This window comes from Mucilaginibacter sp. GW822-FHT03E02, assembly GCF_058801545.1.
In genome coordinates, this window is the sequence record NZ_JBXANJ010000003.1 from 16,684 (window position 1) to 42,967 (window position 26,284).

General features: G+C 41.6%; 24 protein-coding genes. 10 read left to right on the forward strand and 14 right to left on the reverse strand.

What is annotated here, in order from left to right:
* From AC1RM2_RS32600 to AC1RM2_RS32620, 5 genes are all read right to left on the reverse strand, one after another.
* Positions 1-1,071, reverse strand: a complete 1,071-nt coding sequence (locus tag AC1RM2_RS32600; protein WP_492989312.1) for a glycosyltransferase family 4 protein — start codon at positions 1,069-1,071, stop codon at positions 1-3.
* Positions 1,068-2,036 (reverse strand): glycosyltransferase family 2 protein, encoded by a 969-nt coding sequence (locus AC1RM2_RS32605; protein ID WP_492989313.1) that lies wholly within the window; start codon positions 2,034-2,036, stop codon positions 1,068-1,070. Before AC1RM2_RS32605 ends, AC1RM2_RS32600 begins: the two co-directional genes overlap by 4 nt.
* Positions 2,026-3,690 (reverse strand): hypothetical protein, encoded by a 1,665-nt coding sequence (locus AC1RM2_RS32610; RefSeq protein ID WP_492989314.1) that lies wholly within the window; start codon positions 3,688-3,690, stop codon positions 2,026-2,028. The genes AC1RM2_RS32605 and AC1RM2_RS32610 overlap by 11 nt, the downstream gene beginning before the upstream one ends.
* Before the next feature lie 76 nt (positions 3,691-3,766).
* Positions 3,767-5,179: an oligosaccharide flippase family protein gene (locus tag AC1RM2_RS32615; protein ID WP_492989315.1), complete on the reverse strand. Its 1,413-nt coding sequence runs from the start codon at positions 5,177-5,179 to the stop codon at positions 3,767-3,769.
* A gap of 15 nt (positions 5,180-5,194) precedes the next feature.
* A complete protein-coding gene (locus AC1RM2_RS32620) occupies positions 5,195-6,022 on the reverse strand; it encodes a glycosyltransferase family 2 protein (RefSeq protein ID WP_492989316.1) in 828 nt (275 codons plus the stop codon).
* A gap of 176 nt (positions 6,023-6,198) precedes the next feature.
* On the opposite strand from AC1RM2_RS32620, the gene AC1RM2_RS32625 reads away from it, so the two are divergent.
* The gene (locus tag AC1RM2_RS32625; protein ID WP_492989317.1) at positions 6,199-6,861 is read left to right on the forward strand and encodes an NAD-dependent epimerase/dehydratase family protein; all 663 of its coding nucleotides are present in this window, start codon (positions 6,199-6,201) and stop codon (positions 6,859-6,861) included.
* Between the two features lie 80 nt (positions 6,862-6,941).
* Positions 6,942-7,538: a 2OG-Fe(II) oxygenase gene (locus AC1RM2_RS32630; RefSeq protein WP_492989318.1), complete on the forward strand. Its 597-nt coding sequence runs from the start codon at positions 6,942-6,944 to the stop codon at positions 7,536-7,538.
* A gap of 88 nt (positions 7,539-7,626) precedes the next feature.
* On the opposite strand, the gene AC1RM2_RS32635 is transcribed toward AC1RM2_RS32630, so the two are convergent.
* The 6 genes from AC1RM2_RS32635 to AC1RM2_RS32660 form a co-directional block, all read right to left on the reverse strand.
* Positions 7,627-9,051: a hypothetical protein gene (locus AC1RM2_RS32635; RefSeq protein ID WP_492989319.1), complete on the reverse strand. Its 1,425-nt coding sequence runs from the start codon at positions 9,049-9,051 to the stop codon at positions 7,627-7,629.
* Positions 9,048-9,680, reverse strand: coding sequence for an RNA polymerase sigma factor (locus tag AC1RM2_RS32640; protein WP_492989320.1), 633 nt, complete (start codon positions 9,678-9,680; stop codon positions 9,048-9,050). The genes AC1RM2_RS32635 and AC1RM2_RS32640 overlap by 4 nt, the downstream gene beginning before the upstream one ends.
* Before the next feature lie 215 nt (positions 9,681-9,895).
* On the reverse strand, positions 9,896-10,342 hold the full coding sequence (locus AC1RM2_RS32645) for a hypothetical protein (protein ID WP_492989321.1): 447 nt from the start codon (positions 10,340-10,342) through the stop codon (positions 9,896-9,898).
* Between the two features lie 43 nt (positions 10,343-10,385).
* Positions 10,386-11,423 (reverse strand): PorP/SprF family type IX secretion system membrane protein, encoded by a 1,038-nt coding sequence (locus AC1RM2_RS32650; RefSeq protein WP_492989322.1) that lies wholly within the window; start codon positions 11,421-11,423, stop codon positions 10,386-10,388.
* Between the two features lie 3 nt (positions 11,424-11,426).
* Positions 11,427-15,554: a PKD domain-containing protein gene (locus AC1RM2_RS32655; protein WP_492989323.1), complete on the reverse strand. Its 4,128-nt coding sequence runs from the start codon at positions 15,552-15,554 to the stop codon at positions 11,427-11,429.
* 197 nt (positions 15,555-15,751) lie between these two features.
* On the reverse strand, positions 15,752-17,002 hold the full coding sequence (locus AC1RM2_RS32660; RefSeq protein ID WP_492989324.1) for a nucleoside recognition domain-containing protein: 1,251 nt from the start codon (positions 17,000-17,002) through the stop codon (positions 15,752-15,754).
* An 84-nt stretch (positions 17,003-17,086) separates the two neighbouring features.
* Here AC1RM2_RS32660 and AC1RM2_RS32665 point away from each other — a divergent pair, with 84 nt between their 5' ends.
* From AC1RM2_RS32665 to AC1RM2_RS32675, 3 genes are all read left to right on the forward strand, one after another.
* On the forward strand, positions 17,087-17,518 hold the full coding sequence (locus AC1RM2_RS32665; protein WP_492989325.1) for a DinB family protein: 432 nt from the start codon (positions 17,087-17,089) through the stop codon (positions 17,516-17,518).
* Between the two features lie 5 nt (positions 17,519-17,523).
* Positions 17,524-17,940: a DUF3052 domain-containing protein gene (locus tag AC1RM2_RS32670; RefSeq protein WP_492989326.1), complete on the forward strand. Its 417-nt coding sequence runs from the start codon at positions 17,524-17,526 to the stop codon at positions 17,938-17,940.
* Between the two features lie 93 nt (positions 17,941-18,033).
* On the forward strand, positions 18,034-18,468 hold the full coding sequence (locus AC1RM2_RS32675) for an OsmC family protein (protein ID WP_477358482.1): 435 nt from the start codon (positions 18,034-18,036) through the stop codon (positions 18,466-18,468).
* A gap of 112 nt (positions 18,469-18,580) precedes the next feature.
* Here the strand turns inward: AC1RM2_RS32675 and AC1RM2_RS32680 are convergent, their stop codons facing one another.
* Complete coding sequence (locus tag AC1RM2_RS32680; RefSeq protein ID WP_477367424.1) at positions 18,581-18,994, reverse strand: Ohr family peroxiredoxin; 414 nt, start codon at positions 18,992-18,994, stop codon at positions 18,581-18,583.
* Between the two features lie 888 nt (positions 18,995-19,882).
* Here AC1RM2_RS32680 and AC1RM2_RS32685 point away from each other — a divergent pair.
* From AC1RM2_RS32685 to AC1RM2_RS32700, 4 genes are all read left to right on the forward strand, one after another.
* A complete protein-coding gene (locus tag AC1RM2_RS32685; RefSeq protein WP_492989327.1) occupies positions 19,883-21,226 on the forward strand; it encodes a PhoH family protein in 1,344 nt (447 codons plus the stop codon).
* A gap of 336 nt (positions 21,227-21,562) precedes the next feature.
* Positions 21,563-22,225, forward strand: a complete 663-nt coding sequence (locus AC1RM2_RS32690; protein ID WP_492989328.1) for an MBL fold metallo-hydrolase — start codon at positions 21,563-21,565, stop codon at positions 22,223-22,225.
* A gap of 241 nt (positions 22,226-22,466) precedes the next feature.
* Positions 22,467-23,099: an HAD family hydrolase gene (locus tag AC1RM2_RS32695; RefSeq protein ID WP_492989329.1), complete on the forward strand. Its 633-nt coding sequence runs from the start codon at positions 22,467-22,469 to the stop codon at positions 23,097-23,099.
* Positions 23,100-23,127: 28 nt separating this feature from the next.
* On the forward strand, positions 23,128-23,910 hold the full coding sequence (locus AC1RM2_RS32700; protein WP_492989330.1) for a DUF6438 domain-containing protein: 783 nt from the start codon (positions 23,128-23,130) through the stop codon (positions 23,908-23,910).
* Here the strand turns inward: AC1RM2_RS32700 and AC1RM2_RS32705 are convergent.
* Complete coding sequence (locus tag AC1RM2_RS32705) at positions 23,907-25,388, reverse strand: ATP-binding protein (RefSeq protein WP_492989331.1); 1,482 nt, start codon at positions 25,386-25,388, stop codon at positions 23,907-23,909. The two genes, AC1RM2_RS32700 and AC1RM2_RS32705, sit on opposite strands and share 4 nt — an antisense overlap.
* Positions 25,389-25,570: 182 nt before the next feature.
* Here AC1RM2_RS32705 and AC1RM2_RS32710 point away from each other — a divergent pair, with 182 nt between their 5' ends.
* Positions 25,571-25,960 carry a DUF8785 domain-containing protein gene (locus AC1RM2_RS32710; RefSeq protein ID WP_492989332.1) on the forward strand — a complete coding sequence of 130 codons (390 nt, stop codon included), beginning with the start codon at positions 25,571-25,573 and terminating at the stop codon, positions 25,958-25,960.
* Here AC1RM2_RS32710 and AC1RM2_RS32715 read toward each other — a convergent pair.
* Positions 25,950-26,279, reverse strand: a complete 330-nt coding sequence (locus tag AC1RM2_RS32715; RefSeq protein WP_492989333.1) for a hypothetical protein — start codon at positions 26,277-26,279, stop codon at positions 25,950-25,952. The two genes, AC1RM2_RS32710 and AC1RM2_RS32715, sit on opposite strands and share 11 nt — an antisense overlap.
* Positions 26,280-26,284: the final 5 nt, after the last annotated feature.

Below are 26,284 nucleotides of genomic sequence, written 5' to 3' on the forward strand. Positions count from 1 at the left end.
TTATAATACAGATTGATATGCTTTTAAAGTTTGAGTTGCAGCCTGTTTCCAGGTGTATTGTTGTAAAATTTTATCCCGTAAACATTCGTTTACAGGAGCCAGGCTGGCCTTTTCAACGGCGGCCAAAATGCTTTGCGGTATTGCCGGGTCGCAGTAAAATGCATCGTCGGCAAAATATTCTCTTACATCGCCTTTGTCGCTTATTACCACGCTGCACCCCATCAGGGCAGCTTCTATCGAGCTGAGGCCCGTGGTTTCAAACCAACTTGGTAATACATGTACCCTGGCCTGCGTATAATATTTTACCAGCTCATATTGCGGTAACTGATCGATGAATGTGATGTTATCGGCAGCCGCTTTACGACATTCCTGGTAATAAGCGGCCTGGTTGGGGGCATGGGTGCCAATAAGCAACAACCGGTAAGGCGTATTATTTAATGCTTTTATGAGGTTCAGCTGATTTTTAATGCCTTCTATCCTGGCAACACAAAGCACCAGTTTATCATCTTTTTTTACCGAAGCATCATACTTAAACAAATGCTGATCGGTGCCGTTGGGCACTACCATGTGCTTTACTTCGCCCGGGTAATTTTTTAATACCCTTTGATACTCTGATCTTGAGTTGGGCAATATCATAGCCGTCCGGCTCAAAATATCCAATATACTTTTGCGCTGCCCTTTCCAGGCATAGGCCGTACTGGCCAGCTTATCGCGGCCAAGCAGGTAACGGGCTATGGTTTTAACATATTCCACGCCATCTGCCGGCAGGTATTTAAAAAATCTGCCCAAACCTTTGCGATGCTGCTGATCGTACTCGCTGTAATTACATAATATGGTTGATATTACAAAAGGCTTTTCGGCCTTATGACTATGGTATAAGATATCGGCAGGGCGGCTGAGGTTAAAAAAATGCAGCAGATCGTAATTGCTGTAATTAATGCGTTCATTTGCCAATTTTATGTCGGCACTAATGCCCATGAAAGTTAGGTGGCGCGCGGTTTGTACCACCTGCACGGTATCGCCGCCGGGCACGGTATATAAAGTTGACCGGGTGATGAATGCAACTTTCATATCGCAGCGCCTCCTGATATTAATTTATGCAGCCAATTAATTACACGTTCGGGAAGGTAGCTAACCGTATATAGCAGGTAATTATCTAACCTTAAAGGCGAGATGCTGATAGCCCTGGCTACGTGAACGCGGGCCTTTTGAGGCTGGAAATTATTTAGCAGCAATTTTTTACCACAAAGCGCATAATAAGAACCCTGTTTTATTTTTGCTGAATATTGTTTTTCGCCCATCTCCGCCAGTAAACTGCCTTCCCGTTTACTTATCACGCGGTTTTTAAGTGTGGCGTATTTGATATCCCTGAATTTACGCGGCCTCCATTTTTCGTCAATAGTGATTGATTCGGGGTTTAGCCTTACTTTAATTAAGGGTTGCGCAAGGTTGCATGCCTTTTGATCTTTTAAAATATTAACCCATAAAAAATGGTCTTCAAAGGTATAGGCATGCTCATTATAGCCACCTTTGCTAATCACCAGATCTTTTTTGTAAAAAACACAGGAGTGAATGAATGGGCAAACCGAATATTTTAACTGCTGAATCTCGTCGTTATCAAAAGCGGGGGGCTTGTGGGTAAACAAAAATTGCCCCTCCATATCAATATAATCTGCTGCAGACCCAATTACGCTGTACTCCGGGTTGGCTATCATAAAATCATGTTGTAGTTGCAGTCGTTCGGGGTAGCAAATATCATCGGCATCAAAGCGCGCTATATAGGGGGCACGGGCATATTTTAACCCGTTATTGAGGGCATCGGCAATACCTTTGTTATCCTGGTAAATTACCACAATACGTGGATCATCAAATGAACCGATAACATCAATCGTGTTATCTGTCGAGCCGTCATTTACAATAAGTAATTCAAAATCAGTAAAAGTTTGTTCCAACACCGATGTTATGGCATCGCCAATATATTTGCCCGCGTTGTAGGCAGGCATCAGTACCGTTATTTGTGGGATGCTAAAATTCATTTACCAAAGGTTTAGGTGATTGGGTTTCTTTGATATTTAACAGTAGCAGCAGTTCAAAAAATACGATAACCGAAAGCTGCTCAAACCAGTACTCGATAAAAAATGCAGCCAGCATTAACAGCAAAAGGGGCAGGCCGTAGGTTAAAGCTTTATAATGCCTGGCAAAAAAGCCAAGGTAGTAAACGGCAAATAGGAGTAAACCAATAAGGCCATATTCGGCTAACAACTGGTCGTAAACTGAAAACGGGCTATTGGTTAACGAATGGAAGCCCGCCCTTTTGCTGAAATAATTGAGATACAAATCGAGATGATTGACCATAAAATCATGCCCGATGTAGGTAAATTTATGCGGATAGCCCCCCGCAAACCCCAGCCCGGTGGCCCTAAAAGCCAGCTTCGATGAAAAATTGCCGATACCAGTGCCGGTTATTATTTTATCAATATGGTGATGCAAAAAATTGGTTGTTTGTAAAAAGCCAATCAGCTTGCCGGGCCTATCCTGCCTGGGCGCTACAATTTCCTGCCCCGCAACCGGTAATGCCGCCTTGTGTTCATCTATAAACTGCACCAATTGTTTTTGCTCGGGAGGGGTTTGGGTGCTGCTTTGATAAGGCGCCGAATTGATATCGGGGCCCTTAATGGCTATACGGCCGCCTTCGGTTTCGTAAGGCTCATCCTGAGGCTTTATAATCTCTGTTTTTTTTGGATGGGCTGCCTTATAAATGCTGTCTCTGAAAATGATGGCCTGTTTTTGCCGGCGTTCATCAAAGCTTAATATACTATCCGGTCTCGCTTCCACGGGTATATTTGCCCACACTGAGGGTTTTGCCGGGCTTGGATCTTTATGCAGCAGGATAGAAATGGCGTTAGCTGTATATTGGTTATTTTGAGGCGAGATCTTCGCCATAAAAATGCCTAAAAAAACCAGGCAAATTACAATCAGGCTTTTTTGATAACGATCTGTTTTGAAAGCAAATAGCAGTAAAAAAACGATAACGATAACAATATTGATAAAATTACTACCCGTAAACAATAGCGTAGCCATGCACACAAAAAGCATAATGGCGTTTTTGCGCGTTAAAAAGTAGATTACGCCAAAAGCATTTAGCATAGCGTTGGTTGTCGAAGTATCAAAAGTTACTCCCCTTATGTAATCGCCGGTGTTTAAAAAATACTTTTGCAGCTGGCCCTGGTAGGTATAAGGATTTATGGCATGGGTCTCTAAAAATATAGCAGCCAGGTTGCCCGCCGAGAATAATGCATTGATAATAAAAAAAACAAGGATGGTTTGATGTATTACCGCAGGTTGGTTTTGCTCAACAGCCAGTTTTACCTGGTGAATGGCAAGAATGCATAATATCCAAAACCCTATGCCGGCCAACAACATAATGGTATAATTAAGTTGCGTATAATTTTTGCCTATCAACCAGTTAATAACCGCTATAGCAATTACCAGTGGATAAAACAGGGGCAACCGGGAGTTTTTGAAACTAAAACCGAATTTGAAATTAAACTGCAGGAGTGTGAACAGCAGGACAACCGGGATCTTGATGCCGATTTTTACGTTTAAAAACAAAAGCAAAAATGCCAGCAGCTTCCAATCCACTTTTTGCTTTAATTTATTGATGTAAAAGATTGCTTTGTTAACCAACATTATCCTGGGGCATTTAAAGTCATTACGACCTAAAAACCGTATTGGTTGCCTGTGTGCAACAAGAAGATGCCTTATTTTACCGGTTTAGTAGTCTGATCAGACCTGCTCTGTCATTCTGCTTTAACTGCCGGGTGATTAATAACGATAAGCCGTAAAAAACTACTGCAATAGTCGCCGCCAGCCATAGGTTTTGAAACAGAGCTTTGGCAGCAAGGCCGCTAAAAAAAGCACATGCGGTACAAATGATGAGCGTATAAAAAGAACCCTTAAGCCCCGATTTGTCATTGGCCAGATAGAAAATAGCTTGCACCAGACAGGCCAATAAAAAGGCAAGTGCCGCTCCTTCGTTTTTGTAAAAAGGGATTAATACCAGATCGCCCACTACGTTTACGGCAAAAGTGAGCAGGAACGATTGAAAGATCATTTTTAACCGGTTTTGCACAAAAAAAATAGTCCACAAAAAGTTATTCAGATACATAAGGGGTAAACAGAGCGACAGGATAAATATGGTGGTGGTATTAACTGCACCATACCTGCCATGGGTTATATCGTCAACTACCGGGTTCCAACACATGTTTAAAATCAAAGCAGTAAACGCGGCTATAATAAGTTCTATCTTGATCAGTAATTTAAAATCGCCTTGCTGGTGGTCGCCTGTTTTAAACAATTTGGTAAAACGGGGAAGAATTAAAGGGGCGATAGCCAACAATGGGAGGGTAGAGATCTCAAATATTTTGTAAGCAAAACTATACTCGGCCAAACTAACTGCCGATACCATAAACCCGATGAACAACCAATCAAACCGGGCGAGGGCCGAAGTAATTAATACAACGCCAACCTGGGGTATTGATTGACGCAGCAAAGCAAAATAAGGTAACTTTCTCCAGGCCGGAAGTACAGGCACCCGTACATAACGCCTGAAAAGATAAAAGGATACCGCTAATTCAAGTACATCGCCACCAATAAATACCCATATTATAGTGCCGACGCTTACCTGGTGTAAAAGAGCCAAAACAAGCAGACTGGTACCCCTTAAACCATTAGATACAACCAGCATGCAGGCCAATACTTTAAACCGCTCCATGCCACTTGAAACCTGTTTTAGCGGTGTAGAGAAGAAGATCATGAGCTTACCCAGGCCCAATAATAGTATCAGCCGGTATACTTCATTATCGTGTATAAAAAACGTCCGGCCTAATAACAGGATACCATAAAACAGACCGCCGGTAAGCAATACATGGAAAGCATAAAGCGACAAAACGGTTTGGGCATCATCGCCATGCGCTACTTTTTTGATAATTACCTGGTCGATACCAAAAGAAAGGATATTGAATGCAGATAGCAGTACCGCTAAAGCAAGGTTAACCTGCCCAAAGCTGTTTTTATCCAGATTTACAGATAATACATAAAAAATAACCACCCCAAACAGCTGGTTGATGACAAGCTGCAATGTATTTGCCGAAAGATCAATTACCAGCTTTTTTTTCATGAACGATGTTGCGGTTTATTCAACACGTGCATGGGTGTTAAGCTTATATGCCATGGCAGGTATGTCACGCTGGTATAATGGTTTATTTCTTACACTTTGTGTAGCTTTACTAAGGTAGTAATATTTTAGCCATGTATTTTTAAATGCCATCCGCGAGATGATGAAGCCTTCCTTGCCATCCAAAAAGCCCAATAAAAACAGGTAGGTCTTCACAAAATGAAATACGGGCGCCAAATACAGCTTTACCAGGCCTGCCTTTTTCCCTGCTTTCAGGTACTTTATCGCGCTTAATTGTGAGTAGTGTATTGTCTTCTTCTCGTATTCGGCCCGGTTTTTTACTGAATAATGGTGCAGGTTACCGGCCAGTTTCTTTATGATAACATTTTCCGGCAGTTGCAGTGTTTCGTGTACCGGCGTTTCGTTCCATTTAACATGTTGCCTGTTGAACAGGCGGATATGGTGATCGCGGCCCCAGCTACCAAAGCGGATAAGCTTTTTGCCAAAATATGTTTTAAAGGCTATGTCATAAACAGTTTTATCATCATCGCGGGCCATGGCCTTTATCGAGTTGATCAGGGCCTGGTCGGGTATCTCATCGCCATCAACACTCAGTATCCAGTTATATCGCGCCAGCTGAATGCCTTTATTTTTGTTGGCGCCATAGCCAATCCATACTTTTTGAAATACTTTGCAGCCATATGCGTTAGCTATAGTCACGGTTTGGTCGGTACTGTTATTGTCAATCACAATAATGTCGTCGCTGATCTGTTTCAGCAGCGGGATGCTTTTAACAAGGGTACCGGCCTCGTTTTTGGTAATGATCACAACAGAAATTGGATTCATGTTATAGTAATGTTAGTCGGTGTCTGTCGCTTTAAGTGATACAAAAAGCAGCAGACATCTATTAACTATATCGTTATTTTAGGCGGAAGGGTTGCCCGCGTGCCGAAAACTTATTTTAAAAAGCGCGTGCCGGCCTCACTTTAAAGCATTAATTTTATACAAATACATTTAACCACATGAAAACAGGAATAAGAGCTATTGTTACTGGGGCTACCGGAATGGTAGGCGAGGGGCTTATGCACCAATGCCTGCAAAGTCCGGATGTTGAGCAGGTTTTAGTGATTAACCGCAAGGCGTCGGGGGTATCGCATCCAAAATTAAAGGAGATCATTCACGCCGATTTTTTTGATCTCTCGCCAATCAGTGATCAGCTTAGCGGTTATAATGCGTGCTTTTTTTGCCTGGGTGTTACTTCGGTAGGTAAAAAGGCCGATGAATATTATAAGCTTACGTATACACTCACCATGCATGTGGCCGAAATATTGGCAAAACAGGATCCTGACATGACTTTTTGCTACGTATCGGGCGCCGGCACAGATACTAATGAAAAAGGCAACGGCTGGGCCGCAGTAAAAGGTAAAACAGAAAACGACCTGATGAAACTACCCTTTAAACAAGTGTACGCCTTTAGACCAGGTTTTATAAAACCGATAAAGGGTTTGAAAAATGCCCACAGTTTTTACAAATATATTAACTGGCTGTTCCCGGTTGGCCGTGCGCTTTACCCGGCCGGTTTTTGCACTCTGGAGGAATTGGCTGCCGCGATGATAAAGGTAGTTGACCACCCGTACCCCAAAAAAGTGATAGAAGGGAAGGATATTATAGCGTTGGCTAAGTAATGTTGCCGCCGGGCCGACTAAAAGGGGTATCTTTAACAACATGCCTGCATTAGCCGGACCAACATGCTAACCCACCTTTATTGGAAGACTCATTCAATTGCCTTATCGATAGTTATCTTGCTGACAAGGTTGGCATTGCCGATCACTTTTTAAGCGACACGCTTGCTGCCGATCTTAAGTTAAACCTGCTGGCACTTGTTAAATCAAGCTTGTTGTTATCTGCCGGAACCGGTAACGATAAAACCGTGAACCACGACACCAAGGTTAGGGGAGACCATATTTACTGGCTCGACCGCAAACATGACACCCCATGCGAAAATGATTTTTTCGACCTGATGGATAGTTTTGTTGCCTATCTTAATAAAACATGTTATACCGGTATCACCGGCTATGAATTTCATTATACCTTGTATGAAAAGGGTGCTTTCTACAAAAAACACCTTGATCAGTTCAGGAATAATGATAGCCGCAAATATTCAATGATCATGTATTTAAACACAGGGTGGTTAGCTGCTGATGGGGGCGAATTGCGCATACACCATGCTGATCATGAGCAAAACATCGGCCCGGAAAACGGGCGCTCGGTATTTTTTAAAAGCAACGAACTTGTTCATGAGGTATTGTGTACGCAAAAGCCCCGGATGAGCATTACGGGCTGGTTAAAGGTAGACCATTAAATAAGTCTGAAGTCGAAAGTACTAAGTCCTAAGTCAAAAAATTAAAAAATTGTTTTAGGACTTAGGACTACAGACTTAAGACTTCGGACTATGGCTTAAACCCCGAACCAATATTCCAGTTTATACCAAGTGCAACGCCGGTTGATTTCAGATCGACCTTGCCATTGCCAATACCGGTAAGTGGTAGTTTCATATAGGGCTGTAAAACTGCGCTAAACTTTGAGTTTATTCTTCTCTGATAATTAACATTTACGTTCAGCACGCCAAACAAGTGGGTGTTTTGATTCCGTACTTCCAGGTTATGTGGCTTCCAACCGCTTTCGGCCGAATAATCAAACCTGTAATCTTCTTTAAGCATAAAATAGGATGATAAACCTGTCCCCAGACCAATAGTATTGCTTCCTTTTGAATACAATTGGTAGCTGAGGTTCAACGGAACGTCAAGTACCTTACAGTTTGCCTGGATATTAGTAGGCGTTATTGATGGATTGTAAGACGCAGACGAATAACTGGTAGGTGTTGATGAATAAGGCTTAATAGCGTATGCTGCTCCGGTACTTATTGTTAACTTTTGTGTAATCCGTAACGAAAGCTGCAATCCATAATTAGTGCCTGTTTGGCTATGCCCAAATGAATTTACCGCATTAGCATCAGACGCGGCCAATACGCTGATAGAAAACTGTGGCCTGTTTTTTATTGCTGATGCCTTAACAATAGCCATTTGTTTTTTTGCTTCCTGCTCTTTAGCTTTCCCGGTAAGCGTATCCGTATTTTGATTTGTTGTTATACTGTTTTTTACCTGATTACTTGCCGATGCTATTTTACCGCCATCAAAAACGGTATCAATGCCAGCTGTTTTGTTTTTGGTTATTTGATTTACCGGTTGTGTTTTGTTTGCGGCCAACTGAGTTACATTGTCACCCTGCATAACTTTGTTACTTGTTTCGGTTTTCGGCGCAGCGTTTTGAGGTACAGCACGGTTAATTGCCATATTTGCAGCTTTATTGTAAAGCCTGCCACCAGGGCCTACCTTAACTTTTAACGCCTGTTTTTTAACTGCAGCTTCATTTATAGCCACATTGCGGGCTTTATTAAATATAGTATCGCTCTTTGCAGGCTTAACAATATTTGTTTGTTTAGCGGGCGTGGTTGCAGCAAGGTTATTGGTGTTATCACCAATAGTATCGTTGCCACGTTGTTGATCAACTGAATCTATATGCTTGTTATCATCACCTGTTTTAGTTTGAACTTTGTTAACCTTGCCTTGTAATTTGGTTGGATCTATTTTATCGGTTCTACTATAAAAGTATAAGCCCAAAGCAAGCAGCAATAAAGCTGCAATCCCGGATGCATAATACATGATGCGGATAAACCCTGCCTTTTTGTTGGATTTTTTATCCAACAGCTGTTCCATTGATTCCCAATCCTCCTCACGAAAAGCAAAGTGGTCTTCAGGGCCGGATAAGCCGTCCCTGAACAATTGATCCAGTTTATTTTCGTGTTTCTCTTTCATTTCATTATTAATTCTATCAATACCGACATACTGATGCTTATAGTGCCAATAGCCACAATAGTATGTTGCCCGCTGCCGGCATTACTATCCGGCAACCTGCCGGAATTTATTACCATATTTTTCAATTTTTCACGTGCTTTAAACAAGTTTGATTTTGATGTACCTGTACTTATATTTAGTTTCGACGCTATCTCCTCATGCGAAAACCCCTCAATGGCAAACAGGTTAAATACTGTCCGGTAAGCGTTGGGCAGTTGTTGCACCATGCCAATAAGATCATCGTAATTTAACTTCTGGTCGGGGAGTTCGTTATGCCCTATGTCCTCGGCGGCATCAAGGTCATCGGTGAGCGAGAGTTTCAGGTTGCTTCTGTAATAATCAACAGAAGTGTTCATCATAATCCTGCCAACCCACGCGATAAAAGGGCGGCTGGTATCATATTTTTGCAGGTTGGTAAATACCTTTAAAAAGCCCTGGTTCATGATTTCAGCAGCTTCATACCTATTGCCGGCGTATCGCAGGCATATACTCATAGCGAAGCCGTAAAACGCTTTATAAAGCATCTTCTGGTCTTTTCGGCTTTGCTGTAAACAGCCCGCAATCAATTGTTGTAGTTCTGCTTCTCCCATATATACGGGCTACCTGTTTAATTAATTCCTGTTTGCAACTAACACGTAGTTATGTTGCAAAGGGTTGCCTGTGGACTTAATTTTTTTTTCCAAATGGCTTATCTACATTCAATGTCCTTCGCTTTTGCCTGTTTTAATCTGATAAAAAGTAAAAGAACCGTAAAAAAAACATTAAGATGTTTTATGGATCGCAAATAGTGCTGAATAACGAAGCATTACTCTGCTACCTCATTCATATCAATCATTGTCCAGTTATCCTGCACTGCTTTGGGGCCTCCGTCATATTTTAACGTGATCTGAAAGTTGGTTTTTACCTTGGCTCCCTTTTCATCAATTGACGTTACGTAAGATTTGATTACAAATACAGAGTCGGATTTTTTTGCAAACTGGTAACGGTCTTCGGCAAAAGCCAGGTTGCTCGATTTGATAGTAGGAGCAATGTACTGTTTAGCCACCTGGTAAGCATCATCGCTGTTTGGGAACATGGTAAATGTAAGCATATCAGATGAACCGCCTGATGTGGCAAACTTTACCACCACTATCATGAAAATAATTCCAAAAAGCGCCAACATCCATGCACCTATCATGGCTGTTTTCTTTTTATGTTGCTTGTCTTTAAGATAAGACTGGTCAGGTCTTGCTTTGTGATAGATTTTCTCCATCTTAATTCAGGATATATAACTGATAAAGATATAAATAAAATTCTTAATAAAAATCATAACAACGCCTTGCCCCTTCAAATTTGTGGTAGGTATCCGTGCGCGAAGGCAGAGTGGTTTCATAACCAATACTTCCTTCGGTTGTGCCACTGGTATTACTGTAATTGAGCCCCGAAATAGGTGCATCGTGGCTTACACCCAGCCTGAATTTCTCTCCACTCTCTTTGTTTAAAAACAAATCAAATATCAACGAAAATGTAATAGCCGATGGGCCACCTGATCCGGCGGTACGCACCCATAAGCCGGCATTAAGGTTATGCCTTTTATATTGCAGCCCGATATTTATTGATTGTGCCGTTGATTGCTTATAAAAAACTACCGATGGAATAAAAAATGTTTTCTCGTCCTCATCAAGATTCTCATCTTTGTTAAGGTCCCATCTATAGCTTACGTGTGCTGTGCCGCGCATAGGCAGTTTTGCAGGTGTACCGGTAAATGATTCATTAGGGCGGTTGATATGCTGCAACGCGCCACCAATATTAAAATCGCTTAGCGCGAGGTTTATCCCGGCGCCGGCGTCAAAATAAAACCGGTTGTCGAACCGTGGCGACTCGGCATTTGTTGGTGCCCCGGGGATGTATCCTAAACGTGGGTCAATCTGGTCGCTAAATACCAATTTACCATAATCCACAGTGCGGTTGGTTATCCCCGCCTGTACACCAAACGACAATACAAAATCATCAGAACCAACGCTATAAGAATAAATACCGGCTATATTGTTTTTTGTAAGCCCGGCGGTACCCTCGTTGCCCCGGGTAAATATCAAGCCAACCCCGCCACCAAATTGCGGAATATTGTAATCTACAGATGCAGTAAGATAATTAAACCCGCCAGGCACAGATGTAAATTGATTGCGATAGATAAGGTTCATCCGCAAGTCGCCCTGGAACTGCCCGTTTAATGCAGGGTTAAGGTATACCGGCGAGTTAAAAAACTGCGAATACATGTGGTCCTGGGCAACGGCCGGTTTGCTACACAACAGCATTACTAACCACAAGATATATCCTTTGAGCAAAACGCGCATTATTTATCTTATTAAATGAACAACACCCGTTCGTTTGGGTAATGAATTATTGTACGACATACCTTTCCACTCGCTGCCGTTTATAAACGTTGCCGAAGCCTGCCATACGTAAACGCCCTGCTCTACCGGTACGCCTTTAAAAGTACCGTCCCAACCGTCGCCATCAACCGGGGTGCCTTTAGGGGCTGATAGTTTGGTGGTTTCCCAAATTAACTGGCCAAAGCCATTAAATATTTGCAGGTGCCATTGTTTAATGCCCGATCCTTTAGCTGCAAACTTTCTTAGTTCGGTTGTACCGCTGGTTGGCATAAATGCATTCGGCAAATACAGTTCGCCGGGAATACCTGTTATACGCACATAGTGTGTTGCCGCGCTATCGCAAAAATCTTTAGTGCTGGTTATTAGCGTTACCTTATATTTTCCGGTATCGGCATAAGTATGAGATGGGTTAGGGCGGGTGCTTAAAGTTCCATCTCCAAAATCCCAGGCCCAGTTGGCTGGTGCCCCCGTAGTTTGGTCAACAAACTGAAACTGATAATTTGGTATACTGGTTACGGTATCCGGATTGGCTGTAAAAGCAGTGCCAGGAGGCGATGTAACTTTTATATAGTCTTTTTTTACTAAACTGTCGGTACAGCCGGTAAGCGGGTTAACAGCTACAAGTTTAACCGTGTATGGCGAATTCTTAAAACTGTAGGTATGTGGCGGCGGGGTAAATCCGGTTGCTGTGGCACCGTCTCCATAATACCAGGTATAGGATAAAGCCACGGGCTGCGTATTGGGGTCGGCATAGGTTGTGTTTGTGAATAACGCGGTAACACTTCGGCAACCTGTGGTATCTGATGCTGTAAAGCCTGCCTTTGGTATATCATATACCATAACCCGGTTTGTTGATTTTGATGACTCGACACCTGATGAGCATTTACTTGAAGCCGTAATGGTTATATAATACAAGCCTGGTTTTGTAAACACGTACGGCAAATTATCGGTACCGGCGGCCACATTGGTTACTACAGCGTATTTATCATCATAAATAGTATAATAAAAGGTATCGCCGCCCAATGAATTGTTTACGAACGTTAAATTTAAAGGTGCACAACCGCTGTTTTTATTATCCAGAAAAAACATATCTGGTGTAATGGTTGGGGCCGATACCGTTATGATGCGTTTCAGGGTAGTATCGGTATTACCACAGTAATCCTGGGCTACCATGAATATGGTGTATTGCTTTGTACGCGTGGTATTTAATGGCGTGTCAAATTTAAAATCGCTTTTGTCGGTATATATTTTTGATTCCAGCATCAGCGATCCATCATACAGGTAGTAGGTGTATTGTAAGTTTTTTCCGGGCGATGAGTTTTTGCCTGTTACAATAAAAGGAGAGCAACCCTCAACTCTGTCTGGAATTAGCCTTGCAATAGGTTTTTGAGGGCTTATCTTTACCGAATCGAGATAGGGAGGGGCTATATTACAATTGCTTACAATACTTAAACTGATGTGATAAACAGTATCCCGCCCATCTGTTTTTGCCAAAAATGTGTGTTGCGGATTAATCCCTGTATCTGTTGACCCATCGCCAAAATCCCATAAAAAAACACTATTTAAAGGCTTCGAAGTATTGGTGAACTGAACCAGCAAATTACCGCATGCCGTACTGTTATCTTTGGTGAACGAAGGTGTAGCAATAGCCGGAGGTATGGTTACGGTAAGCACAAATACACCGCTCACACACCCCTGGCTGGTTGATATTATATTATAGGTTACAGTTGCATTGCCGTTTAAATCGCTGTTGGTTAAAACATCGTTTATAAAGCTGCCGCCGCCACTTACCGTATAACCACCCGCGGTTGCGCTGGTTTTTGATGCATCAACCACCCATGTAAATGTTGTTGTGGGTTTTGTTGCGGTGATGTTATAACTAAGCGGCTTTCCTGCACATGAAGTTACCGTGTTTTTACTTGTAATTGAGTCGGCCTTATTGATGATGATCGTTGTCGGGTCGGTTATGGTATCGCAGGGGGCAGCCAGTGTGGTTATGCCCTGAAAAACAAGTGTAACCTTGCCCGCTTTTATCTCGGCCGCCGATGGTGTATAAACAGTTTGCGCCAGGTTCCGGTCGCTAAACGTACCCTTACCGCCGGCCCAGCGCATTTTTATTGACGGATTATTGGATGTACCATTCAAATTAATATCCGTTCCGGCACAAACAGCAGGGTAGGTGCCCGCCGTAACCGTTGGTGCCGCTATAAATTCTAATTGTTGGCTGCTGCTGGCTGGTGCTCCGCAAACGTTGGTATTAGTTACGCTAACAGTATACCTGGCAAAATCATTAAACTTTATGACCGGATACTGTGAAACATCACTGGTATTATTAACAAATGTAAAAGCGCCACCGGTTATCGTCCATTTGTAGGTTGCACCGGTGTTTTGCGCCGATCCGGAAAATGTTACTTTGGTAGCGCTTTTATTGGTATTATCAAACTTAAGGGTAGTATTTGTTCCGCAAAATACGGTGTCTTTTGATAGGGTAGCCGTGGGCGTATCATCAACTACAACGGTTTGTACATTGGCATCGGTTATCAGGCCACAACTTACTGTTGAGATGGCCAGTTTGATATTGTAAACACCTGTTTTATTAAACAAAAACTGGGGTGTTTGGCTGCTTGCATTTGTTCCGTTTGCATAAGCTACCGGCGTTGGGCCGGTAACGGTCCAAACGTATTTATTGGTATTATTACAATTTGAGTCGATTTTTGATGTGTTTACCGGCGTTACTGCAAGAGGAATGCAACCCGAATTAACAGGCAGCGAAAACGCTGGTACCGGAGGTTCCTGGATACAAATACTTTGTGTAACATCAGCAACCGCGCATGAGCCTGTGTTGTTTTGCAATTGTAAGGTTACCGTATGTGTACCGGTAGTTGTAAAAGTATAAATGAAAGCATCAGATAATTTGTAATTAACTTGTTTGGTTACACCATCAACAAGCCAGGTATAGCGGGCTTTGGTGTTTGAGCACGTTGTTGATGTGCTGTTGGGGTCATCGCCCGGAAACGAATTATTTACAAACTTTACCGCTGTATTTACACAAGCAGCCACCGGCACAACTGGCAGGTTAACTGGCGGCGCTATTACCTTTGCGTAACTGGCAACAGGGGTACCTACATTACCACAAAAAGGGCTAATAAGTTGCAGTTTTACTTCGAACGAATTGTTTTGGCCTTTAACTATGTTTCCGCACGATGCCTTAACATATTCGTGAGAAACTTTGCCGCCGGCTGCAAGTATCTGGCAGTAGGTATAAGATACGGATGCTGTACCATCGCCCCAGGAAACGTTATAAAGCAGCCCTGGATAGTTGTTTTTGATTACATTAGGATCGATGTTGTAAGTTAAATTTGTAGCCCCGCTGCCAAGGCAGGCTGTAGTGCTACCCTCAACCCCAAAACTATTGTTAACCAGGTTGTTAACCAGGATATAAGTATAGGTACCTACAATACCTCCTGCGGTAGCTTTTACGCTAATTGTATAATTGGCTGTTTTGGCTGTAAAATTACCGTTGTTGGTAAAATCAACATTCGATGCCTCGATTACCTGCGAAAGCTCATTGAAAAAACTTGCAGTAACGGTGGCGCCTGTTGTTGATGTATTAATAAAATTGTAAGAAGAATTGCTGGCCCCCGAACATGAACCAAACACTTCGGGATAATTGGCATCTATCGATTGCGAATTTAAAGCTGCAACAGTGCCTGTGCCGGCTATAATCGAAAATGCAGCCGACGCACCACTGGTAACCGCTGGATTTGTAGCCGCCACCTTAACCAAATAACCGCTGCCTGGACCAGTACCAGCAGGGATAATACCGTTTACAAAGGTTGCATAGTTGCCCGTAAATTTGCCGATTAACTTTTGCGATGCAAAACTTCCGCTTGCATTTGAAAGGTAAAGATTGTAGGTGTTAGCAGTACCGATGCATTGCCCCGTTACCTGGATAGGAACACTTATTGTCGATCCCGGCGCATAAGGGCCGGCATCTACATTGCCAATAGTTATTGTTTGCGCTAAGGCGGAAAAAGCAACTAAATTAAGTAAAGCAAAAAAAAATAAATTTGTAGTAAATATTTTATTCATTCACCTGCTTTTATTGCCTATAATTGCTTAAAATTCAATAGTTCAATCAAAAATAGCATTTATTTTCAAATAATAATCGAATTCGTTGCAAAAAGCAAAATTTGGAGCGTTTTTGATTTCATATAAAACACGGACAAATAATTGCCAATAACCGCAGCAGAAGTTGCTGGCGATTAAAATTCATAAAGATGCCCGGCTTATTTTAAATTGCCAAAAAACAGGTAGGTAATAAATATGGCCGTTATGATTCCAGCTAAATCGGCAATTAGACCGGCGGGGATAGCATAACGGGATTTTTTGATGCCAACAGTGCCAAAGTACAATGCTACAATGTAAAAAGTAGTATCGGCCGATCCGTTAAAAATGCATGCCAGGTGCCCTGCAAAGCTGTCGGGGCCACCAAAATTCCTCATCACATCTATCATCATCCCCTTGGATCCAGATCCGCTTAGGGGTTTCATGTAGGCAACTGGCATAGCATCAACAAAACGGGTATCTAAACCGGCTTTAACGCAAACCCAGCGCAATCCATCGTTCATATAATCTAAAGCCCCGCAGGCCCTGAATACACTGATGCCTACCAGCATAGCCACCAGGTAGGGGATAATTTTTACAGAAGTTTCAAAGCCACTCTTGGCACCGTCTACAAATATGTCAAACACATTGATCTTTTTCACCATGCCACCAACTATGAACACTACGGGAATGAAGAAGAGGAGGAAGTTACTCACAACCTTTGATACAATACTTATTTGATCATGCGATAAATGTGTAGTAAAATACCAAACTACCAGGGTAATAAAAGCGGTTAAGCCGCCAAGCCAGGCAATAATTACCCTGTCCCAAAGGTTAATTTTTTGTTTAATGGCTACTATAAGTAAACCAACGACTGTGGCGGCATAAGTTGCTATAATACAGGGCAAAAATACATCCGCAGGGTCTTTGGCATTTAAAATGGCGCGTTGCGCTATAATGGTTACAGGCAGCATTTGTAGGCCCGAAGTATGTAGTACCAGGAACATGATCTGTGCGTTTGAAGCAGATTCTTTATCCTCGTTTAACTCCTGAAGGCTCCCCATGGCTTTTAAACCCAGCGGTGTGGCTGCATTATCAAGCCCAAGCAAATTGGCCGAAAAGTTCATGAGCATTTGACCCACGGCAGGATGCTTTTTAGGCACATCGGGAAAAAGGCGGCTAAAAAATGGCCCTACCAGGCGCGACAAAAAATTTATTGCGCCTGCTTTTTCGCCCACGTTTAATATACCCAGCCAAAAAGCCATTGCCCCGATTAGCGGCAAAGCAATATCCATTACAGATGATTTTGACGAATTGAAAATACCATCAACGAGCAATTTAAAAGCCTCTACGTCGCCAAAAAAAACAAGCTTGATAAGTGCTACAACAAATGCGATCAAAAAAAATGCTATCCAGATATAATTAAGGGCCATATGTATCTTTAAGGCTTTGAAGTTAATGGTTTTGTATTTCAATATGAAATAACAATCTTTAAATACTGAATTAAAAAACACGCAATGACTACCACTTCTGCCATTTTAAACACCGCTATAACCGATTTTTTGCAAACAAGGTCACAGGATGACAATTGGGATTTAAGACCTGCGCCCGGTAAATGGTCTAAAAAAGAGGTGATTGGCCACCTGATTGACAGTGCCCAAATAAACCTGCAGCGTTTTGTGCGCTGTACCTATGAAGAAAATTTTAAACTGATTTACGAACAGGATAAATATGTAGCCATACAACATTACCAGGATGTTGATATTAAAGAACTGCTTGATCTTTGGATTTTACTTAACAGACAAATAATAAGGGTTTGGGAAAACTACCCGGCCGATAGACTGACCGCCCGTTGCGATAATAGCAAAGGCGAACCCAACCTTCAAACCGTTGAATGGCTGGCTAATGATTATGTTGAACATTTAATGCATCACTTAAAAACGATCTGATTAATATGGCAGGATACTCCGGCACTCCATTGGCAAAAAAACTGGGCATAAAGGCTTCGGCAACAGTAATGCTGATTAATGCCCCCGATTATTATTTGCAGTTATTTACCGATATGCCGCCCGAAGTTTACTTTGTGAACGATGCCGGTATTAAAAAAGACCTGGTCCATTTTTTCACCAAAAGCCAGGATGAGTTTTTAACTAATTTGTCGTTATTGATGAAGCAAATAAAACCCGATGGCATAATCTGGGTTTCATGGCCCAAAAAAGCATCAAAAGTGGTTACCGATATTACAGAAGACGTGATCCGTAATTTCGCGCTTAAAATAGGACTGGTTGATATAAAGGTTTGTGCTGTAGACGAAATTTGGTCGGGTTTAAAATTGGTTATTCCGGTAAAGGACAGGAAATCATTGGCTTAAAACTTTTTTGGTAATAACAGCGTAAACAATCATCGGCTATTATTTGCAAACGCCAACAATTACCTAACTTAGCATCATTATAAATTTAATACTATGGCCACAATAGAACTTAAACGTGTGCATGGCGATTTCGGCTTCGAGGCCGTTGATTCCATTGGTCACACTGTAAAAATGGATAGCAGCCCCGAAAGTGGTGGCGAAGATTTTGGGATACGCCCGATGCAAATGCTATTAATGGGCCTTGCAGGCTGCTCGGCAATTGATGTTATCAGCATTTTGAAAAAACAACGCCAGGAAGTAAAGGACTATAAAATGGTAGTTAACGGCGAGCGTGAAGCCGGCAAAGAACCATCGTTATGGCAGGATATCGAAGTTGAATTTCACCTGTATGGCGATATTGATGAGGATAAAGCGGCCCGCGCGGTTGAGTTATCATTAAATAAATATTGCTCGGTGGCCGCTACACTTGGTAAAGCCGGCGCCGAAATTAAATCGAAAGTGTTTGTTCATCCGGCGGTGGAAATATAAGTTCAATAAAATCCTTTAATTCCCGGATCCAGATCGTTTCAGGTATTTTCATTAAAGCAAAAAGCGACGGGTATAACCCATCGCTTTTTGCTTTAAAAGGTGGCTGCCAAAATCAATCGGCTATAACCTTTACTTCAATATTACCCCTTGTTGCTTTGGAGTACGGGCACCCCTTATGCGCGGCATCAGCCAGTTTTTGGGCCACATCCCAGTCAATGCCCGGAATGTGTACATGAAGCTCGGCAGATAAGGCGTATGATGATGCACCTTCCTTATTAAAGGTTATATGCACATCAACCGTAGCCTGCGTAACGTTTACGCCATCCCTGATACCTACTGAACCAAGCGCGCCCAGGTAACAAGCACCCCATGCACCGGCAAACAATAATTCGGGGTTAGGATAACCATCTTCGCCCCCCATAGCCGCGGGAGCTTTCAGTTCCATATCTATTACACCATCTTCAGATTTTATATGGCCGTCGCGGCCGCCTTTTGCTGTTACTACAGCGGTATATACTTTTTCCATGATTCAATTCCGTTTATAAAATCAACCCGCAAATGGTGATTATGTTTTATGGGCTTTTAGTTGTTATGTATTTTAACATGACCTCGGCTAAATGAACTTACCGGTGTAATGAGCGTGTTTGCAAAAGAAAAGACAGGCGAATTTATAACCACCTTTGATGAAACTTATACCTGCATAAACACTGTAACCAGGAGGGATACTAAACGCTATTAAAGACATATTATTGACGGTATTTGAAAGAGAAAAATTTGCATTTTTATATTTTTACGCGTTTTAACAAATAAGAAGAGTGCAGTTTTTGGCTGTTTTTGTGGATAACTTTAATGTTGATAACCTGTAAATTTTATTGATAACTACATTTCAAATCATTGTATATCAATTATATATGATGATATTGTTATCAACATTAAAATGTTAATAACCTGTTTATAACAAATTTATTTTTTACTTGACAAAGGTGCCTTTTAGTCCCTATATTGTAATCATCAAGAACGACGTACTTTGACAACCTTTCAGGAAAACAGAAATTGAATCGGGCGAATCTTCGGAGGAGTTAAAGATCAAAAGAAGTTCACTGAGTCACATGAAAAAATGAAAATTACGAAAGTCTTTGAAAAAAGATTGTGATTAAAGGAGGTACCAGGAACGATGCGGAGCTTTACGGAGAGCCAAAACAGAACTGGGGATATCGCGGAAGTCGGTAGTTCGCAAGAACGACAGACAAAGGCATATCGGTTAAGGATACACAAAACTTGATGCCACTGGGAAGCTACGGTTGAACAGGGGTTTGGAAACGGGAGTTCAAATCGCAAGAGGAGGCTCCCGTTTTCGCTTTTATAAGGTTTTTTTATGTTCAGAATACTTTTAAAAAACCTAATTTAGTGGGATATGAATAAGGACGGCCAGCGTAACCAGAAGAAGATATTCGTTTTAGATACCTCCGTGATCCTGTATGATCACAACGCCTTTCAAAACTTCCAGGAGCACGATGTAGCCATACCCATACAGGTATTGGAAGAACTGGATAATAAAAAAAACGGCAATGATACCCGAAACTTCGAGGCCCGGAGTTTTATCCGCCTGATGGATGACCTCTCGAAAAACAACCTGGTAAACGAGTGGATCCCGCTGAACGGGAAAAGTAAAGGCAGTTTTAAAGTTGCCATGGATGTGAAAACCACGGCTGCCGATGCAGAAGCAGTTTTTGGATCGGACAAGATAGACCACCGCATATTGAACGTTGCTTTAGGTCTGCAGGAAGAATACCCCGCAAAAAAGGTGGTGCTGGTATCAAAAGATATCTGCCTCAGACTTAAAGCCAAGTCGCTTAACCTGCATGCAGAGGACTACGAAACCGGTAAAATTAAAAACCTTGCTGAGCTGTACACCGGCAAAACGGATGTAGATAAGGTTACCGAAAAACTAATTTCCCAGTTCAATAAGCAAGAAAATCTGCCCGCCGAAAGCCTAAGTGTACCACAGTACACCAACAATCACTTTTATATATTAAAAGGCAAAAAAAGCGATGTGTCTGGTTTTTATAATGCAGCAACGCAACAACTGGAAAAAGTTACGGAACAGCCAGTGTTCAATATATCGCCCCGAAACATTGAGCAGGCTTTTGCTATACACGCTTTGCTACATCCCGATATTAAACTGGTAACCATACAGGGTAATGCAGGCACGGGTAAAACCTTGCTGGCACTGGCCAGTGCACTGGAGCAGCGTAAATATTACCGCCAGATTTTTGTTACCCGCCCTATAGTACCACTAAGTAATAAAGATATTGGTTTTTTACCGGGAGATATCAAATCAAAGATTGATCCCTATATGGCCCCCATTTGGGATAACCTTAAATTCATCAAAGATCAGTTTGCCGATGACGATAAAATGCAGGCTAAAATTGATGAGTTGGTAAGCAACGACAAAATATCCATAGCTCCGCTGGCTTTTATTCGCGGCCGTACGCTAAGTAAAATCTTCTTTATTGTCGACGAAGCCCAAAACCTTACCCCGCACGAGGTAAAAACCATCATATCCCGCGCAGGCGAAAACAGCAAATTTGTTTTTACAGGCGATATTTACCAGATTGATACACCATACCTTGATGCCGAGAGTAATGGCTTATCGTACCTGATTGATAAAGCAAAAGGGCACCCGCTTTACGCACACATCACCTTGCAAAAAGGAGAGCGGAGTGAATTGGCGAATTTGGCTAACGAATTGTTGTAAACACGATTTCGGGATTTGAACACGATTTAATGATTTAACAGGATTTAAAAAAAAAGACACCTTTTATATAGTGCTTTTACTTGTGTAAAAATTATTAAACTTATTGTGCCTGTTGGATGTATACTTTATTGAAGCTGATCCTGTAAATCGTGTTAAAATAGGCACGATTTACAGGATTTTGAAGGATTTACAGGATTTTTTTGTCTGTCCTAAAAAAGTAGTTTTTTTCAAGATGTGGTTTTATTTGTCTAAAAAACTATTAAACTTAATACGTATGGTAAGTGTATCCTATGTGAGCTAATCCTGGAAATCTTGGTAAATCTTGTAAATCGTGTTATGAAAATTACTAAATACCTCCATTCCTGCCTTGTATTTGAATTGGATGACTACAAGTTATTATTTGATCCTGGTAAATTCTCGTTTGCCGAAGGCGAGGTCATCGCGCAAATGTTTGCGGATGTAAGAGCCATTGTGATAACGCATATCCATCCCGATCATTACGACCTGGAAATTTTGAAGAGTATCCTGGATTTGAGCGGAGCCATAGTGATAACCAACAGTCATGTAGGGCAGGAGCTGGATAAAGCCGGCATAGTTTACACCCTGTTTGAAGAAGGTACACAAAATTTTGGCCCATTTATATTAAAAGCCATTCCGGTTACACACGAGTTGATCATGGACAATCCCTTGCCCCAGATGACCGGGTTTATCATCAACGACAAAATACTGCACCCTGTTGACTCCATGGAAGATAAGCTTTTGGAATATAAAGGAATTGAGTTGCTGCTTATGGTAACCATGGCACCTTTTGCCAATGAGGTAAGAATTTCGGGTTTTGCTGACAAACTACAGCCAAAACAAATATTGCCGGTTCATGATGGCTATGCTAAAGAGTTTTTCATAAAACAACGCTATGGTGCTTATGCAAAACATTTTGATAAACTTGGTATCAAATTTCACGAAATTTATAGGGTAGGTGATAGTATAACTATCGACTAATAGGTCTTCACAAAGCTATATTTGGCAGTGCCATATGATGCTATTGAGCAGATTCGGCATAAAATAAAAAAGTCCCCGCGTATTACGGCGGAGACCTCTATGGAACCAACCTCCTGCTAAGCTGGCCCACATTAACCTTATCACATTTCAAATGTGAGGATTAATAATGAAGAAAGTATGAACTTCGTTTTCATACCTAAGCTTAATTTTACATCTTAGCAAAAACCCTTGAAAACTATATATGCAGAAGCCTGATAGCCTCATTTTTGATATGGACGGAACCCTTTGGGATGCCGTTGACACTTATACCACATCATGGAATTTAACCTTTGAAAAACTTGCTATAGATAGAGTAATAAACCGTACCGAACTGCTGGGCCTTATCGGAATGGAGGGAAGGAAGCTAACCAAGGCCATACTGCCTGATTTTGAAGATAATATAGCCCAGGGAATCTACATGGATGTAAATGAAACCAGGCGGCAGATATTACCACAAAGTGGCGGCAATATGTACGAAGGCGTTATAGATGGGCTGAAATTATTGGCAACAAAATATAAAATTTTTGTGCTGAGTAACTGCGCTGTCGGCATTATACCGCTATTTATAGCATGGGCAAACATTGGCGATTATGTTACCGATTATATAGCCTATGGCGAAAACAATATGCCCAAGCACTATAATATGCATTTGCTGATTGAAAAACATGGGCTTAAAGCGCCGGTATATGTGGGCGATACACAAGGTGACGCCGAGCAGACACGCATAGCAGGTATACCTTTTATATTTGTGAGCTACGGATTTGGAAAAACTAACGACTACGAACACAAGTTTAATGATTTTCCGTCGTTAACATCCTATTATATGGATTTGTAAAGCAAATCTGCATTCATAAGTATACTAAATGATAAAGCGCGGCTTTTTGTTATTTGCATTTGTTATTGTTTTTGGCGGGTTGCACGCTCAAAAAGTACAACTGGATTCTATCCGTTGGATTAATAAAGATCTGGGGCATCTCTATTTTCAGAAAGGCCGTGTCTACTTTAATTTTGTTGGAACCGATAAATTCAAAAGCCATTACACCATTGTAAAAGATACTTTGATCATGACTGACATTTATACGTCAAGCGCTGATAACTTTAGGGTTAAACACAAAACCAATTTTAAATTTCTGATAAGGAACCTGACCCAAAGCCGGCTTTATATCAAAGCTATCGACTCCAACGCCGTTAAGCTGGCTGGCCCGGGCACCTATGAGTTTACTAATTTTAAAAACAGTTATGATAAAGATGCTAAATTCTCGGCCATACGCTTTTTATCGTCAACCTGTCACGGAGATTGCCCGCAGCTTGAAATCACAATTTCGCCAAATGGCGATTATCATTTAAGAGGAGGGGAGTATGCCGATCCTTATAAAGGAGAGTTTACAGCAAAATTGTCCAGGCCTCAGCTTGATACCTTGAATTATTGGGTTAAGCATAGCGAACTCAAAAAAATGTACGGCTGGCAGCAACAAGACCAGGTAGTTGATGCACCTAACTATTATTTTGAGATTGATTTTGAAAACGATAAAAAGAAGCTGAGCGTGACCACCAATCAGCCGCCATTAAATATGACCGACCTGGTGCAGTTTATGCTATCGTCGTATAAAAAGGTAAAATTAACGCCGGTAAACACAGGTCGTTAAAGCGGGATACTAAAATAAAACGTGGAACCCACCCCCTCGGTACTTTCAACCCAAATTTTACCTTTATGACTTTGAACAATCTCGGCTGACAGGTAAAGACCTATCCCGAAGCCCGAGACATTTTTTATCTTTTCATTATCTACCCGGTAAAAACGATGAAATACCCTCTTATGATCTTTTAATTTGATGCCCACTCCTTCATCAGTAACCGCCACAGCTACAAAATCATCGGTGATGGTACTATTAACCATAATCTTGGTGCCCTTGGCCGAGTATTTTACAGCATTGCTTAAAAAATTGCCAATAACCTGGCCAAGTTTTTCTTTATCTCCGGTAACGTTTAAAATATTTGAATTATTGAAAATTATGGTATGACTGTAGGTTGACAGCAACAACTCGGCAATGCTATCGCCCAAAAGCTTGTTCATATCAAACAATTCAGGTTTAAGCTGCAACTTACCCGATTCCAGTTTTGAAAGATCAAGAAAGCCGTGAATCAGGTCGGTCATTTTGTTAACCTGGTTATTTGCTTTACTTAAAGCATTATCAATAAAAGCATCGTTATTTGCAGCCAATTTTTTTGAGAGTACCTGGATATATGATTTAATGGAAGTCAATGGCGTTTTTAACTCGTGACTGGCCATGGCTATAAAATCATTTTTTCTTATCTCATCCCGCTTTACTTCGCTTATATCAATAACGGTACCCAGCATTCTGACGGGTTTTTGCTGCGCGCCGAATACCAATTTACCTCTTATACTTAGCCAGTGGGTGCTACCATCGGGCCAAACCACTCTTATATCATATGCATAAATGCCGGTTTTTACAGCTTCGTTAAGGGCGTTAGTTATTACCTGCCCATCTTCGGGCAACACTTGCTTTTGAAATGCTTCTATTGATGATAACCTGCTGCCTGCCGGATGGCCAAATAATTCGGCTAACTGAGGCGAACACAACCTTATTTCGTCTTTAAAATCCCAATCAAAGGTTGCAAAGCCGGTAGCTTCGGCGGCAAGGCGTAACCTGTTTTCGCTTTCTATAGCAGCTTCTTTGGCGTTTACTTCGCCCGTTATTTCGGCAATGGTATTTAAAATATAAGCAACCTTACCATCGGGACCATTAAATGGCACATTGCTACATGACCAATACCTTACCCGGTAATCCCCGGTTTCCGGGTCGCGTGTATCATAACGATAGCTTGGGATATCAATTTTTTGCCCTGTTTGCACTACTTTGGTAAATGTTTTACGGGCGCCTGTTTCATCTTCGGGGTCATCATCATCGTCTGGAAATACCCGGAAAAAGCTTTTGCCAACAATCAGTTCGCGGGTGGCATTTGTGATGGTTAGATAGGCTTCATTAGCAGCCATAATTGTAAAATGCGGTGCATCAGCCTTTACCAACAGCGAACCCGGCGATTTTTCGAATATGATTTTGAAAATCTCATCTGGCAAAACAGGCGATAGTTCGGCGGGCATTTTTATTAATTTTAGATAAAGTCAGATAAAGTTAGAGTTTAAACTTAATATGGGTAATTATTAATAATAAATTTTTTATTTAACCTTTAGGAAATATCCATGAACCAAAGGCTCTTTTTATTTGATTTATCGTACGCTGCATCTCAACTTTTTGTAGCTTTAGATAATTTAAAATACCATCCATGAAGATCAAAACCAGGGTAATTCTTTTATTAATAGTATTGTTACTGTTCGCAGGTTTTTTTTACTATCGCTTTTATTTTGTTTTTGGCGAGGGCGCTAAGGCAGGTACCATGAATTATTTTGTAAAAAAAGGATATATTTTCAAAACGTATGAAGGCAGACTGATACAAAACGGTATACGTACGCAAGCGCAGGGGAGTATAGCTTCAAACGAATTTATGTTTTCGGTAACAGATGAAAAGGTAGCGCAACAACTAAACAACAATGCCGGATCGTACCTGGAATTGCATTATAAAGAATACCTACATACCCTGCCATGGAGGGGTGTCAGCGTATTTGTTGTAGACAGCATCATTTCGGCTAAGCCAATAACTCCGGTTAATCCTTAAAAAGACTATCGGCTTTACCGGAGTTTGCCTCTCTGATCTTGCTTAAATTAAAGGCTAATTGGCCGCCAACGTTGTTTGCTTTTATCAACCCTTTATCAAAAAGATAATTAAGTATATCATCGGCATTTTTTTTGTGAGTATCGGGGTGCGTGCCAGGTTCAAGCAGGCTTAGTTTTGCGGCAACTTCACCGGCCGTTGCTTCTCCTAACTGCGCAAGTGCAAACACAACGTTATTTTGCACGCATGCCGAAGCCGAATATTCGTGCGGCACGTGTAAGGGTTTATACTCATCAAAAAAAGTATGATCGGAGTTATTCATAGTAA